The sequence below is a fragment of the Gordonia sp. SGD-V-85 genome (assembly GCF_001456905.1).
Taxonomy (GTDB): domain Bacteria; phylum Actinomycetota; class Actinomycetes; order Mycobacteriales; family Mycobacteriaceae; genus Gordonia; species Gordonia hongkongensis.
In genome coordinates, this window is record NZ_LNQO01000013.1 from 42,700 (window position 1) to 56,372 (window position 13,673).

A 13,673-nucleotide genomic window follows, 5' to 3' on the forward strand; every position below is an offset into this window, starting at 1 on the left:
AACTGACAGATCGTCGTACTGCGGCCGAGGCCGCCGGTGCATATTGTCTTCGTCCATGACGCTCGATCGACCCCCGACGGATACCGCCAGCCCGACGCTTCGGGAGATCCTCGACGACCACCTGGCGGTCGCCGAGCCGCGGGTTCTGAGCGGCCACGAACGTCTCGACGCACCGGTGCGGTGGGTGCATTCGAGCGAGATCTACGAGATCGGGCCGCTGCTCACCGGCGGCGAGTTGCTGCTCACGACGGGGCTCGGTCTGCGCGGACTCGATGCCGGCACCCGCAAGCACTATGTGCAGGACCTGTCGCAGCGCGGGGTCGCGGCGGTCGCGATCGAAGTGGGTCGGACGTTCGAGGCGGTACCCGAGGAGATGGTGCGGGCGGGATCGGCGGTCCGGCTGCCGATCATCGAACTCCGGGCGGTGGTCCCCTTCATCGACGTGTGCCGAGCGGTCAACACCGCGATCGCCGCCCGCGAGGTCGACGAGTTACGAGTCCGCTCGACTCTCGTGGAATCACTCCACGACGACCTGGCGGCCGGAGCGGGGGTCGCGCCGATGCTCGGCCATGTGGCCGAAACCCTGCATGCGCCTGTCGTTCTCGTGTCCACATCCGGGGCGCTGCTGTCCGCGCACGGCGTCGACGACGACTCGGCGGCGTGGCGGGTCGTCGACCGGGCCGTGTCGGACGCCACGGTCCACAGCAAGGGGCGTCCGATCGCCCGGCTGATCGTGGGCGAGCGCACCGACGCCGGCCCGATCCCGTTCGCGCAGAGTCTGTTGCGTGCGGCCGCCGGTCCGGTGGCGGTCGGCCTGACCCGGACCGGGGTCCGGGGTTCGGCCCTGGCCGCGCGGCTCGTCGAAGACCTGGTCGACGGCAGACCGATGCGACCCGCGGATCTGCGGGCACGCCTGGCCGCCGCGGGGGTGTCCGTGGGGGCGCCCACCGTGGTGGTGCCCCTTGCGGCGGAGGCCCCTGACCCGCGGATGGCCGATGCCTCGGTCGCCGGCGCCGAGTTGGATTCGGTGGCACGCAGCATCGTCGACGCCACGGTCTACGCACTGGCCGCGGTGCCGGCCGGGGGAGGAGAGGGCGCCACCGACCCGGTCGACCGGGTGGCGTCCTCGTTGACACAGCAGGGCAACCGAATCGGACGCACCACGGTCGTCGTCGGAAACCCCTGTGTCATCGACGATGTCGGGCCCGGCGCGGATGTGGCGTCCGTCCTCTCCGCCTCACTGCGCCGATGCGGGCGGCAACTCGGGCTCGCGGCGTCCACCGCCGCGGGCCTCGGGACGGGACGACGGGTGTTCACCTCGCGCGAACTCCTCGTCGACGAGGCGATCGGTGCGCTGGATCCCGCTCTTCGGACGGAGCTGCGGTCCCTGGTGGAACCACTCGTCGCGGCCGATGGACGCTCCTCGTCGGACCTCGTCCGGACCCTGGCGGTGCACCTGGCGCACGGCTGCAGCGCGACGCGGTCGGCCGCGGCGCTCCACATCGGCAGGCAGAGCCTCTATCAGCGGCTCGAACGGATCCGGGCGGTCCTCCGTTTCGACCCCACCGACCCGGCCGTCTACCTGACGACGATGCTGGCCTTGCGTTCGGTGACCCGCGAGGTTCACCAGGTGGCTCACCAGTTGTAGTCGAGGAATTTCCCGTCGAAGGTCACGACCACGCGGTCGCCGTTCGGGTCGGGCCGGCGTCGGATGTCGATGTTGAAGTTGATGGCGCTCATGATGCCGTCGCCGAACTCCTCGTGGATGAGTGCCTTCAGCGCGGGCCCGTAGACGTCGAGCGCCTCGTAGAAGCGGTAGATGGTGGGATCGCTCGTCGCCGCCTCGTCGGGTGTCCGCGTCGGCTGTTGTCGCAGACTCTCGGCGACGCCCTCGCCGAGGCCGAGCAGTTCCACCACGGCGGTGGCCTTCGTGGCCGGGACCGGATGTTTGCCCAGCAGCGCAGCGACGGTCCAGACCAGCGGGGCGTCGATCTTCTCGGCAATTGTCGCCCACGTCAGTCCCTGGCGAATTCGCGCGGCGTTGATCAGCTCTGCGGCATCGGTTTTCGGCATGATCGGGGTGGTCATCGTCATCTCCATCGATAGTGTTGGACCACACCCACATTGCCCATCGGCGGGCACGATGCCAAGTCGAGTCAGCGACTTTCGGCAGTGTTCACACGATCGACACGCCCACCGCCGACCGCGACGACACCAGAACTTCACACCGCGACCTGGACCGAGTGAGGGCGGTGTAACAGGGAGACTCGTCGATGACACCGAACGGACATGTGGCCTCGGTTCCATGGGCGCATCAACTGAGGAGTTCGAGGAGAACCACATGTCCTATGTGAAACCGTCCGAATTCGCGGTGAAGATGGTCGACGCCGGCGAGTCCAAGGCGTTCATGTCCACCCGCGACACCCTGATCAGGGCGTTCATGGCCGGCGCGATCCTGGCTCTGGCCGCGGCCTTCGCAGTGACCGTCACCGTGCAGACCGGCCAGCCGCTGGTCGGTGCGCTGTTGTTCCCGGTCGGCTTCATCCTGCTCTACCTGATGGGATTCGACCTGCTCACCGGTGTGTTCACGCTGGTGCCTCTCGCACTGCTCGACAAGCGACGAGGAGTCACGGTCCGGTCGATGCTGCGCAACTGGGGTCTGGTGTTCCTCGGGAACTTCCTCGGCGCCATCCTGGTCGCGGTGATGATGGCAGTCATCCTGACCTATGGATTCAGCGTCGCACCCGACGAGGTGGGACAGCGGCTCGGCGAGATCGGCCACAGCCGTACCGTCGGTTACGCCGAGCACGGGGCCGCCGGCATGCTGACGCTGTTCATCCGCGGCGTGCTGTGCAACTGGATGGTGTCCACCGGTGTCGTCGCCGCGATGATGTCGACATCCCTGCCCGGCAAGGTGATCGGGATGTGGATGCCGATCATGCTGTTCTTCTACATGGGCTTCGAGCACTCGATCGTCAACATGTTCCTCTTCCCCTCGGGTCTCATGCTCGGCGGTGACTTCTCGATCGCCGACTACCTCGTCTGGAACGAGATCCCCACGGTGATCGGCAATCTCGTCGGCGGACTCACCTTCGTCGGTCTGACGCTGTACTTCACCCATGTACGGACCGCTCCGGATCGTCGACCCCCCGCCCACGACGCGACGACCGAGGTCGACGTGGCCGCGCCGGTCCGTACGACGACCGCTTAGTCCCGACGCCGACCCGTATGACGTCGTGCCCGCATTCCGGGCACGACGTCATACCGTTCGGCAGGGTCATACGGCTGTCGCCGAATCCGGCTCGGCCGGGTCGTCCTGGAGGGCGCGGGCGTACCAGGCGCCCAGGCCGAGCAGGATGAGTCCGGTCACGATGAACACGATCACGCGGAAGATCCCGTCGAGGGTGGCCAGGTCGAAGAGGAACAGTTTCGCCATCGCGGCGGCGACGAGGACGAGACCCCCGGTGACCGCGGCGGTACGTGCGGCACCGGTACGACGCCGCGCATAGGCCAGCGCCGTCCCCGCGAGGACCATCCAGCAGGTGGTCGCCAGCACGTGACCGGCGAGGAAGCCGTCCGATCCGGCGACCAGGACGCCCGCGGTCACACTGATCGCGGTGAGTGCGTAGACGACGACCACTCCGGCGGCGATATGGGCTGCGCGCGAGACCTTCTCGTCGGTGAGGCGGGCCCACCCGGCGGCCAGGACCAGGGCGCCGACGGCCGCGAACACACTCGCCACGACGATCCCCAGAGACGCGTCGCGTCGCATCAGGTCCGCATCGGCGAGCACATACGGCGGCGCCGCGTCGAGTAGCGCCGCGAAACCGATGGCCCACAGGACCGAGCCACCGGCGAGAAGTACCCGCGAGGTCGTCGACCATGTCCGGGCGACAAGCGCGGTCACCGTTGCCAGGCCGAGCAGGACGGTGATCGCGACCGTGCCGTCGAAGGCCACCAGAACGGCGACGAACAGCAGCAGAAGGGCGGTCGCGGACCAGATCTGCGCAACGACGTCGGGCACGCGCGGGGTGGAGCCGGTACGCGAGTCGGGAAGCCCCGATCCGATCAACACGGTTCCGATCAGCGCGCCTGCGATGCAGGTCTGCAGGATCACCGCGCCCGGCATGTTCATCACCGCTCCGGCGAACAACGCGGGGATGGTCGTCGCACTCGCCAGACCGGCCAGCGTCTCCCGGAACTGCGTGGTGGGCATCGCGATCAGGGCGCCGGCGACCCCCAGCACGACGACCACGACGACCGCGGCCGCGAAGACGGTGTCGGCGGCACCGGCCGACGTCCACCCGGCCAGCGCGAGGACACCGACCAGGGTCAACGGAATCGTGGGCGCGGCGAGCCGCACGGCATGCAGCCAGATCCAGTCGCGACCGAGCTGGACCCACGCCGATGCCGCGGCGAGGACCACCATGAACGCGATGAGGGTGGTGTCCAGTCCGCCGGTGAGCACCGGTGCCAGAGCGATCAACGGCACGACGACGAGCAGCCCCAGGTGTTCGCTGCGCCACCGATGGGTCAGCGCGAGACCACCCGCGGCGACGAGTCCCGCGACGCCGAGGCCCACGACGATGGGCAACCAGTCGTAGATCTTGGTCGCGGCCAGGACGTCGAGGTAACCCGCCGCGATCCCGGTGGCCGTCAGCGCGATGGCACCGATCCGGCCGTCGGCCCGCCCGCGCGACCAGATCCCGCCGGCGACGAGCGCCGCGGCGAGGACCGCGCCACCCGCGACGCGGAATTCCGGGCGGAGCAATCCGGCCTGTGCGGCCAGGACGAGGAGCAGTGCGACACCGATGAGGGTCACGCCCACGCCGGCGGTGGCGAGGATCTTGCCGATCAATCCGCGTTCGGCGGCCGCGCCGATCCGTTCGGACATCGACGGCCCGGCCGGCCGCGGAGGCGACGCGACCGGCGGATACGGTCGCGCACTCGCCGGGCGCGGCATCGGCGGAGGACCTTGCGGGACCGGCGGAGCGATCGGGGGTCGTTGATGGCCGACTGGTGGCGCCGTCGGCAACCAGGGCCGGGACGGGGGTGTGGGCCGGGGTCCCGCGGCCTGCGCAGGAGCTGCCGCCACCGTCGGTGGGGTGAGGCCGGCGGCGGGTGGCTGCCCGGAAGGTTTCGGTGCGGCGGATTGCGGTGCGGGGGCGACGTCGCGAGCAGGCTCGTCGGGCTGGGCGACGATGCGTCGAAGCTCGGCGAATTCGGCTGACACGGTGGACATCTGGCGTGCTATAGCGTCGAACTCGGTCGAGATCCGCGCCAGGGTGGCAGTACTCGGATCGCCGCCGAATGTGCTGCTGGGAGAGTTCATGTGTCGACGATGACCGGTCGCGCCCCGGCATGGATGAGTAGTCCTACCCATCAGGGGTGGGGGATTCGTGTGACGGGGTGCGCGGCTACGTGATTGCCGGACGGCCCGGCAGGGTATCGCTGGGCCATGACTGATCCGCACAATGCCGCCGACCGTGGACGCGCCGACGTCGAGAAGCGCTGGCAGGACACCGGAAGCTACCGGTCCGCGGCCCTGTATGTCGTGGCCGTCGTCGCGCTCGGCGCGGTGGCCTGCGCGGTCTTCCTCGCCGTCGACCCCGCCAACATCGCCCTCGCGTCGCTCGTCCCCGGTGTGTTCCTTCTCGGCGGGATCGGTGCGCTGGTCAACGCCTACCGCACCTATCGCCGGGGCGGCACCTGGCCGATGTGGCAGGGCGCGGCGTGGTTCCTGTTCGCCCTCATGCTCGTGGCGCTGGCGTTTCCCGCGATGGCGGGCTGATGTCTGTTTCCCAGTGTGACGGGCTGATGTCTACTGTGGGGCCATGCCTGCGCAACGGGTGCGAATCGACAAGACCACGCCGCAGGTCTACCGAAAGCTGATCGCGGTATCGGCCGAGGTCGCCGCGGCCGCCGAATCGATCGGGCTGAGTCGGTCCCTCGTGGAACTGGTGAACCTGCGGTGTTCGCAGCTCAACGGTTGCGGCTTCTGCATGGATCTCCATGCGCAACTGGGCCGCACCGCGGGTCTGACGACGCAGCAGATCGACGTCATGGCCGGGTGGCGGGATGCGCCGGACCTCTACGACGACGTCGAGCAGGCGGCCCTGGAGATCGCCGAACTCGTCACCGAACTGCCGGCGCACGACGCGGCCGACCTCGCCTACGACCGGGCGACGGACATCCTCGACACCGACCAGACCGCGGTGCTGATCTGGGCGGCGGTGACCATCAACGCGTTCAACCGAATGTCCATCGTGAGCGGGTACCGCCCCCGGCCCGGCGCCTCGCCGCAGAAGGCGGCAACACCGTTCACCCGTGGCGCGACAGGCTAGTCGGCCGTCCTCGCCTCACCGCCCTTTGCGCGCGAACACCCAGCCGGCCGCCACGAGTGACACCAGCGCGATCGCCGCGCACCAGGCCAGGCCCGTCACCGCTGTCGAGGTCAGATCGTGCACCGGTGACCCGCCGGTGCCCATGCCGACCAGCAGGGCTCGAATGGACTCGATGACCGGTGTGACCGGTTGTGCCTCGGCGAAGCCGCGCAGCCAGGCCGGCATCGTCTCGGGTGGCACGAACGCACTCGAGACATACGGCAGGAAGAGCATGACGAAGCCGAAACCGCCTGCCGCGGCGGGCGTTCGCACCGCCACGCCGATGAACGCGGCGAGGCAGGTGATGGCCAGGATGTAGGCGAGGACCATCCCGGCGGCACCGAACCATTCGAACAGCGACGCCGACGGCCGGAAACCGATGGCGACCGCGACGATCAGGACGACCGCGGTGGACACGGAATTCTTCACCAGGCTGGCCGCGACATGGCCGAGCACCATGGTCGCGCCCACGATGGGCATCGACCGAAAGCGGTCGATGACGCCGCCGCTCATGTCGTTCGCCACCGCCAGTGCGGTATTGGACGCGCCGTAACCCGCGCACAGCAGGATGACTCCCGGAGTCGCGTAGGTGATGTAGTCGGTACCCACCGACATCGCGCCGCCGAAGACGTAGACGAACATCAGCATGATGGCGATCGGCAGGACGAGCGCGAGGATCAACTCGTCCGGATCGCGGCTCATCATCCGCAGCGATCGCCCGAACATCGTGGTCGCGTCGATCTGCAGGTGCCGAAGTCGCTTCGACGACGAGCGCTCGGCGAGGGCAGTGGTGAGACTCATGCCGCGACCTCGTTCCCGGTGGCCGGTTCGGCGGGTTGTCCGGTCGCCGCGAGAAACACGTCGTCCAGTGTGGGAGAACGCAATTCCCAGGAATCGACGGTGGCGACGGTCCGATCGGCGAGATCGAGGACCGCGCGTGTGTGGGCCACCGACCGGTCGGTGGGCACGCGGACGATGGTCGACTGGACCGACGGCCCGAAAGCCGCCAGGTCGGAGGCCAGTGCGGCGGCGTCGGCCGCAGTCGGCACGACGAACTCGAGCGCGGCCTCGCCGACGCGGCGTTTCAGGTCGGCCGGTGTACCGGCGGTCCCGATCCGGCCGCCACTGATGAGGGCCACGCGGTCGGCGAGGCGGTCCGCCTCCTCCAGATACTGCGTGGTCAAAAGGACCGCCGTCCCCTGCGCGACCACGTCGTCGATCACCTGCCAGAGCATCTGACGGCTGCGCGGGTCGAGGCCGGTGGTCGGCTCGTCGAGGAAGAGGACCACCGGCCGGTCGAGGAGTCCCGCGGCGAGATCGAGACGCCGGCGCATACCGCCGGAGTACGTCGCGACCAGTCGGTCGGCGGCGTCGGTGAGATCGAAGGCGAGCAGGAGTTCGTCGACGCGGTGATCGACGGTGCGGCGGGGATGGTGCGCGAGCCGACCCATCATCCTCAGGTTCTCGCGACCGGTGAGTTTGTCGTCGACGGCCGCGTATTGCCCGGTGAGACTGATGATCTCGCGGACCCGGCGGCGATCGGCGACGACGTCGAAGCCGCCGACACGCGCGGTCCCCCCGTCGGGGCGGGTGAGGGTGGACAGGATGCGCACCGTGGTCGTCTTACCCGCGCCGTTGGGGCCGAGCAGGGCGACGACCTCCCCGGCACCGACGTCGAGGTCGAGCCCGCGCAGGACGGGCACCCGGGAGTCCCCGCGGCCCAACGATTTCGTGAGGCCGACGGCCTCGACCGGCATGGGTGACGAACGGTCCGGGACGGTCATGTCGGACTCCGATCTGTTTAGGTCCGAAACTGTTTATGTCGGTAACTGCGTACAGTAGACGCAGTTGTGCGCGACGGCAAGGGTCGCCGACCGAGAGGACCGCGAATGGCAGAGGGTGGGGACGGGACGCTGCAACGGCTGTGGACTGGTGGCAGGGCGGGCAGCCGTGGTCCCAAACCGGCCCTCGATCTCGACCGCATCGTCGACGCCGCGATCGCGATCGCCGACACCGACGGCCTCGACGCGGTTTCCATGGCGCGCGTGGGTGAGGCGCTCGGCTGTTCGGCCATGGCCCTGTATCGCCACGTGTCCGGCAAGGCTCAGCTGCTGAGCCTCATGGTGGACGCGGTGGCGGGTCAGCTCGCGTTGCCGCCGCGCCGAGGGGAGTGGCGCGAGGATCTGGCGGCGTGGACGCGGGCGCAGATCGACGGCATGGTCGAACGCCCCTGGTTCCTCGAACTGCCGCTGACGGTCGCGGTCCCGGGGCCGCGTCGAATGCGTTGGATGGAGGCGGGTTTCGAGATCCTGAAGGACTTCGACCTGCCCGGTGACGACAAACTCGAGATCCTCGGCCTGCTCGCCCAGTATGTGCTGTCGGCAACCCGGCTGGAGATCGAGATGCGTCGTGCGACGGGTACCGATGTGGAGTCGGACTTCGAGCAGGTGCTGACCGGTCTCGCCGATCCCGCGCAGTACCCGTACCTGTTCGCGGCGATGCAGAGCGCGGGCGGGGAGTCCGACGACCGTGAATTCGGGCTGCAGCTCATTCTCGACGGCATCGCATCGCGCGCCACCGGCTCGCCCTGACGCGTCACCGGGCACGCTGACCGGCCGCCCACCGCCGCACTCGCATCGGTGCGGCATGATGTCACCCATGTCGACTGTGCGCTCGGGCCGGCTCGCGGTCGGCACGCTGTCGCTGCTCACCGTTCTCTACTTCGCGCAGGGCCTGCCCTACGGATTCTTCAGCCAGGCGGTGCCGGTCATCCTCCGCGAGGAGGGTTACTCACTGACCCAGATCAGCGTGTACGGACTGTTGTTCGCGCCCTGGGGCCTGAAATTCCTGTGGGCGCCCTATGTCGACGCCTACGGCACCCGGCGCAGATGGCTGGTGTCCCTGCAGTTGTCGTCGGCGGTCGTCGCACTCGTCTTGGCGACGCTCGATCTGTCCGGGTCCCTGGTCTGGCTCCTGATCGGCATCGCGGTCATCAACCTGCTGTCGGCGACGCAGGACATCGCGACCGACGGGCTGGCGGTGTCGATGCTGGAGCCGCGTCAGCGCGGTCTGGGCAACGGAATCCAGGTGGGCGCGTATCGAATCGGCATGATCGCCGGCGGCGGCGGGCTCCTCTGGTTGTTCTCGTTCGCCGGCTGGCGTGCCTTGTTCGTGGTGATGGCGGTGCTCCTGTTCGCGGTCACCGTCGGCGTGTGGTTTCTCGCGCGTGAGCCGAGCCGACCGACCGGCGATGCGCCGCCGACACCGTCGAAGCGGGTGTCGCCCGGGTTGTTGCTGACGGGCTGGTCGTCGCGGCTCCGACGTCCGGGCGTGATCGCGTTCATCCTCGTCGTCGGCGCGTTCAAGTTCGGGAACTCGATGGCGTCGGCGCTCGTCGGCCCGTTCATGTCCGACATCGGACTCACACTGGGCCAGATCGCGCTCGTCGAAGGTGTGTTGTCGTCGGCCGGAGCGCTCGGCGGAGCCGCGCTCGGCGGGTGGCTCGCGTACACCTACGGTCGGCGGCACGCACTGCTCGTCGGCGGTGTCACCCAGACACTCAGTCTCGGACTGTATCTGGTCGCGTCGATCGGCGTCGGCGGCTTCTCGCTGGTGGTCACGGCCAGCCTCGCCGAGCACATCCTGGGTGGCGCGGCGACCGTCGCGGTGTTCACCCTGATGATGGATGCGTGCCAGAAGGGCTACGAGGGCAGCGACTACACCTTGTTCGCGTGCGCGGTGGTCGGCGTGCAGGGCGCGGCCGGGTTCGCCGCCGGGATCGTCGGCGACCTGTTCGGGTTCCCGGCGATCTTCGCGTCCGGCCTGATCCTGTCCGGCCTCGGCTGCCTGGTCATGATCCGGGCCCTCGATCGCGGTCTCATGAAACGTCTCGGGTAGGCAGGAGGGTCGCCATCGCCTCGTCGACGACGCGGTCGAGGTCGTCACCCAGGCTGCCGGCCAAGAACTGTTGCACCAGTTCGGACATCGCGCCGGTGAAGATCGCGGCCCGCACCCGGCTCGTCAGGCGGTCGGTGTCGCGGGCGTCGGCCTCGGCGAACGCGAGGTCGCGGAGCATGCCCTGGGTGGTGGCCCGCCGTTCGGCGAGAACAGGATTGGTCACCTCGGCGGTGAACAACACGCGGCCGCGCCGCGGATCCGACGACGCGTGGCCGAGGACCGCCCGGATACCCGCGCGGGTGCGCGACCGGACCGAGGGGCCCGCCTCGCGCATCGCGGCCTCGACCACCGCGCCGAGTTCCGCGGTCGCGGTGTCGTAGACGGCGCCGAGCAGATCGTCGGTGTCGGAGAAGCTCTCGTAGAAGTACCGGGTGTTGTAGCCGCAGTATCGACACACCGAGCGGACTGACAGCTCGGCTTCCGCGCCGACGCCTCCGAAGATGTCGAAGGCGGCCGCGATCAGGGCCGCTCTACGCTCCGCGCGCCGGTCCGCGAGCGGTACGCCCGCCCAGCGGGTCGGTGAGGACATCTGCTCACCATAGTCGGCCGCGAACGTGCCCCGCACAGATCTGGTCACGACTGTACCCAAAGAGTTACTCTGGGTACGACCGTGACCAATGGTCGACCCGAGCGGAAGGTCTCCAGATGACTGTGTCCATGGCTCCTCTCCGACTGCCGTCGACCGACTGGATTCCGGTTCCCCTCCCGCACGAGTTCGTCGGGTCGTGGCTGAACGGCAAGTTCGACGCCCACGTCCGAGCGAAGTTCTTCCGCGGGATGGACTTCGAGAAGCCGGCCGGCGATCCGGGTTGGTTCGGCCCGGGCAGCGCGACCTGGTACGTCCATTCGCACACGCCCGCGCTCATCTTCGGACTGCAGTGCGCGTCGTACCTGGAGCGTCTCGACCCGAGCATCTTCTGGATGGGTGTGCAGCACTCACGGCTGGTCCGGCGGCGCGAGGACGGAACCCCGACCCTGTCCATCGACCCCGACGGCGCGATGACCAGACTCGGGCACTCGCTGGCCTTCTTCATGGGGACCGCGTACGGCTCGACCGAGTCCGCCGAGCGACTGGCACGGACGGTGCGCGCGATGCACCACACCATCAAAGGTGTGCGGCCCGACGGTGCGGCCTACGACGCCGATGATCCGGCCTGGCTTCGCTGGAACTATGCCACCGTCGTATGGGGTATCGCCACCGCGCACGAGATCTACCACCCGCGGCCGCTACGGGGCACCGAACTCGACGGCTATTACCGGGAATTCGTGCGCGTCGGTCATGCGCTGGGCGGGACCGACCTGCCCACGACCAAAGCCGACACCCTCACCTGCCTGGCCGAGTATCTGCCGAAACTCGCACTCACACATGGCAATGCGATGGCCACCGGGTTGAACGTACGCAACCCGGCCCAGGGCGTCGTGGACTGGGCGATCCGTGACACGATGCCCCGCTGGGCCCAGCAGCTCATCATGTACCGCCCGCCCAATCCGGTCGAACGGCGTGTGCGCCGGAGTGCGGTGTGGGGTCTGATCAACTCCGCCCATCTGACGATGGGGGAGGCGCCGGAGTTCGCGGCCGCTCGTCGTCGCGTGGCGCACGGGACGACGGTGCCGCACACGCTTCCGCGCTATGAACTCGGATCTGACCCCGAGCGTACCCGTGCCGAAATCGAGGCCTCGTTCGCCCATTAGCCGCTGTGGGCGCTCGTGTCAAACCGGGTCGCTCCGAAACATCAATGAAGGCAACGGAATTCGCGGGCATCAGATCGTGACGGCGGGTCCGGAAGCGGAAACATCGATTTCATCTCACGTCACGCCGGTGTAACAAAGTCAATTTACGTTTACCTCCCATACGCCAGATCGCAAGGCTTGCGACGCGTATCTCATCGGGGGTCACGCGGTGACAGGCCGCGTGTTCGTCGTGCCCCCATCTGAGTGGACCTGAGACGTAATGAGAAAGGCTTCGCCGATGCCGTCTGTTCCGTTGCCGCCCGGCCCCCCGCCGGCGGACATCCCGCCGTCCGCCCCGACCCGGTCACGCCGTCGGCGGTACGGCATCCTGGTCCCCGCGGCGCTGTCCGCGGTGGCGCTGGTCCTGAGCGCCTGTGGCAGTTCGGCCAGCGAGGAATCGGCATCGAGCGCCGAATCGTGTGTCGACACCTCCGGGAGCACCATCAAGGTCGGCTCGCTGAACTCGCTGTCGGGCACCATGGCGATCTCCGAGGTCACCGTGCGTGACTCGATCAAGCTCGCCGTCGATCAGATCAACGACAACGGCGGAGTGCTGGGCAAACAGATTCAGCTCATCGGTGAGGACGGGGCCTCCGAGCCGACGATCTTCGCGGAGAAGGCCGAGAAGCTGATCTCGAGTGATTGCGTCGCAGCGGTGTTCGGCGGTTGGACGTCGTCGAGCCGAAAGGCCATGCTGCCGGTCTTCGAGGACAACAACTCGCTGCTGTACTACCCGGTGCAGTACGAGGGCCTGGAGTCGTCGCCGAACATCTTCTACACCGGCGCCACGACGAACCAACAGATCGTGCCGGCCCTGGAGTACCTGAAGGAGGAGGGCGTGAAGTCGCTCTACCTCGTCGGTAGCGACTATGTCTTCCCGCAGACGGCCAACCGTGTCATCAAGGCGTACGCGGAGGCCAACGGCATCGAGATCAAGGGCGAGGACTACACCCCGCTCGGTTCGACGGACTTCTCGACGATCGTCAACAAGGTCCGTACCGCCGACGCCGACGCCGTGTTCAACACTCTCAACGGCGATTCCAACGTCGCGTTCTTCCGCGAGTACAAGAACGTCGGACTGACCCCGCAGGCCATGCCGGTCGTCTCGGTGTCCATCGCGGAAGAAGAGGTCGGCGGTATCGGTGTGGACAACATCGAGGGCCAGCTGGTCGCGTGGGACTACTACCAGACCGTCGACAACCCGGTGAACGCCTCGTTCGTCCGTGACTACAAGGCCGCCTACGGTGCCAACAAGCCGACCTCCGACCCGATGGAGGCCGCCTACGTCTCGGTCTACCTGTGGAAGAACACCGTCGAGAAGGCCCAGTCGTTCGCCGTCGCCGACGTCCAGAAGGCGGCCGGCGGAGTCACTTTCGACGCTCCGGAGGGGCTCGTCACGATCGACGGCGAGAACAACCACATCACCAAGACCGCGCGCATCGGTGAGATCCGTGGCGACGGACTGATCTACACGGTGTGGGATTCGGGTCAGCCGATCGAGCCGGACCCCTACCTGAAGTCGTACCCGTGGGCCGAGGGCCTGAGCAACTGACACCGTCGACGACCCGTCCCGCGTCCTCCGGCGACGCGGGACGGGTCGCG

Annotated in this window: 13 protein-coding genes; 8 read left to right on the forward strand and 5 right to left on the reverse strand. The window is 68.3% G+C overall.

The features are described from left to right. The first annotated feature begins 55 nt into the window (after window positions 1-55). On the forward strand, window positions 56-1,648 hold the full coding sequence (locus AS181_RS15635) for a PucR family transcriptional regulator (RefSeq protein WP_058252483.1): 1,593 nt from the start codon (window positions 56-58) through the stop codon (window positions 1,646-1,648). On the opposite strand, the gene cynS is transcribed toward AS181_RS15635, so the two are convergent. Continuing rightward, window positions 1,636-2,088: a cyanase gene (gene cynS / locus AS181_RS15640; RefSeq protein WP_058252560.1), complete on the reverse strand. Its 453-nt coding sequence runs from the start codon at window positions 2,086-2,088 to the stop codon at window positions 1,636-1,638. The genes AS181_RS15635 and cynS overlap by 13 nt on opposite strands. A 253-nt stretch (window positions 2,089-2,341) precedes the next feature. Between cynS and AS181_RS15645 the strand changes: the two genes are divergently transcribed. Further along, complete coding sequence (locus tag AS181_RS15645) at window positions 2,342-3,211, forward strand: formate/nitrite transporter family protein (RefSeq protein ID WP_058252561.1); 870 nt, start codon at window positions 2,342-2,344, stop codon at window positions 3,209-3,211. Between the two features lie 66 nt (window positions 3,212-3,277). Here AS181_RS15645 and AS181_RS15650 read toward each other — a convergent pair whose 3' ends face one another. Continuing rightward, window positions 3,278-5,332, reverse strand: coding sequence for a DUF2339 domain-containing protein (locus AS181_RS15650; protein WP_058252484.1), 2,055 nt, complete (start codon window positions 5,330-5,332; stop codon window positions 3,278-3,280). Between the two features lie 126 nt (window positions 5,333-5,458). On the opposite strand from AS181_RS15650, the gene AS181_RS15655 reads away from it, so the two are divergent. Together AS181_RS15655 and AS181_RS15660 are read left to right on the forward strand one after the other, a co-directional pair. Continuing rightward, entirely contained in the window at window positions 5,459-5,791 is a 333-nt protein-coding gene (locus tag AS181_RS15655) for a hypothetical protein (RefSeq protein ID WP_058252485.1), read from the forward strand. A gap of 43 nt (window positions 5,792-5,834) precedes the next feature. Next, a complete protein-coding gene (locus tag AS181_RS15660; protein WP_058252486.1) occupies window positions 5,835-6,344 on the forward strand; it encodes a carboxymuconolactone decarboxylase family protein in 510 nt (169 codons plus the stop codon). Between the two features lie 15 nt (window positions 6,345-6,359). Here AS181_RS15660 and AS181_RS15665 read toward each other — a convergent pair whose 3' ends face one another. Both AS181_RS15665 and AS181_RS15670 read right to left on the reverse strand, forming a co-directional pair. Then, window positions 6,360-7,184, reverse strand: a complete 825-nt coding sequence (locus AS181_RS15665; protein WP_082652952.1) for an ABC transporter permease — start codon at window positions 7,182-7,184, stop codon at window positions 6,360-6,362. Further along, window positions 7,181-8,167 carry an ATP-binding cassette domain-containing protein gene (locus tag AS181_RS15670; protein ID WP_058252487.1) on the reverse strand — a complete coding sequence of 329 codons (987 nt, stop codon included), beginning with the start codon at window positions 8,165-8,167 and terminating at the stop codon, window positions 7,181-7,183. The genes AS181_RS15665 and AS181_RS15670 overlap by 4 nt, the downstream gene beginning before the upstream one ends. 105 nt (window positions 8,168-8,272) lie before the next feature. On the opposite strand from AS181_RS15670, the gene AS181_RS15675 reads away from it, so the two are divergent. Then, window positions 8,273-8,974, forward strand: coding sequence for a TetR/AcrR family transcriptional regulator (locus AS181_RS15675; protein WP_058252488.1), 702 nt, complete (start codon window positions 8,273-8,275; stop codon window positions 8,972-8,974). Between the two features lie 67 nt (window positions 8,975-9,041). Beyond that, window positions 9,042-10,280 carry an MFS transporter gene (locus AS181_RS15680; RefSeq protein ID WP_058252489.1) on the forward strand — a complete coding sequence of 413 codons (1,239 nt, stop codon included), beginning with the start codon at window positions 9,042-9,044 and terminating at the stop codon, window positions 10,278-10,280. Here the strand turns inward: AS181_RS15680 and AS181_RS15685 are convergent. After that, entirely contained in the window at window positions 10,261-10,869 is a 609-nt protein-coding gene (locus AS181_RS15685; protein WP_058252563.1) for a TetR/AcrR family transcriptional regulator, read from the reverse strand. The genes AS181_RS15680 and AS181_RS15685 overlap by 20 nt on opposite strands. 116 nt (window positions 10,870-10,985) lie before the next feature. Here AS181_RS15685 and AS181_RS15690 point away from each other — a divergent pair, with 116 nt between their 5' ends. Further along, window positions 10,986-12,032: an oxygenase MpaB family protein gene (locus AS181_RS15690; protein ID WP_058252490.1), complete on the forward strand. Its 1,047-nt coding sequence runs from the start codon at window positions 10,986-10,988 to the stop codon at window positions 12,030-12,032. 277 nt (window positions 12,033-12,309) lie between these two features. Then, on the forward strand, window positions 12,310-13,623 hold the full coding sequence (urtA, locus tag AS181_RS15695) for an urea ABC transporter substrate-binding protein (RefSeq protein WP_091344393.1): 1,314 nt from the start codon (window positions 12,310-12,312) through the stop codon (window positions 13,621-13,623). The last annotated feature ends 50 nt before the right edge of the window (window positions 13,624-13,673 follow it).

Bases quoted from the DNA above. Each gene is read 5' to 3' on its own strand.
- AS181_RS15650 (WP_058252484.1), bottom strand. From the start codon at position 5,332: ATGAACTCTCCCAGCAGCACATTCGGCGGCGATCCGAGTACTGCCACC.
- AS181_RS15680 (WP_058252489.1), top strand. From the start codon at position 9,042: ATGTCGACTGTGCGCTCGGGCCGGCTCGCGGTCGGCACGCTGTCGCTG.
- AS181_RS15690 (WP_058252490.1), top strand. From the start codon at position 10,986: ATGACTGTGTCCATGGCTCCTCTCCGACTGCCGTCGACCGACTGGATT.
- urtA (WP_091344393.1), top strand. From the start codon at position 12,310: ATGCCGTCTGTTCCGTTGCCGCCCGGCCCCCCGCCGGCGGACATCCCG.
- AS181_RS15670 (WP_058252487.1), bottom strand. From the start codon at position 8,167: ATGACCGTCCCGGACCGTTCGTCACCCATGCCGGTCGAGGCCGTCGGC.
- AS181_RS15685 (WP_058252563.1), bottom strand. From the start codon at position 10,869: ATGTCCTCACCGACCCGCTGGGCGGGCGTACCGCTCGCGGACCGGCGC.
- cynS (WP_058252560.1), bottom strand. From the start codon at position 2,088: ATGACCACCCCGATCATGCCGAAAACCGATGCCGCAGAGCTGATCAAC.
- AS181_RS15675 (WP_058252488.1), top strand. From the start codon at position 8,273: ATGGCAGAGGGTGGGGACGGGACGCTGCAACGGCTGTGGACTGGTGGC.
- AS181_RS15635 (WP_058252483.1), top strand. From the start codon at position 56: ATGACGCTCGATCGACCCCCGACGGATACCGCCAGCCCGACGCTTCGG.
- AS181_RS15645 (WP_058252561.1), top strand. From the start codon at position 2,342: ATGTCCTATGTGAAACCGTCCGAATTCGCGGTGAAGATGGTCGACGCC.
- AS181_RS15665 (WP_082652952.1), bottom strand. From the start codon at position 7,184: ATGAGTCTCACCACTGCCCTCGCCGAGCGCTCGTCGTCGAAGCGACTT.
- AS181_RS15660 (WP_058252486.1), top strand. From the start codon at position 5,835: ATGCCTGCGCAACGGGTGCGAATCGACAAGACCACGCCGCAGGTCTAC.
- AS181_RS15655 (WP_058252485.1), top strand. From the start codon at position 5,459: ATGACTGATCCGCACAATGCCGCCGACCGTGGACGCGCCGACGTCGAG.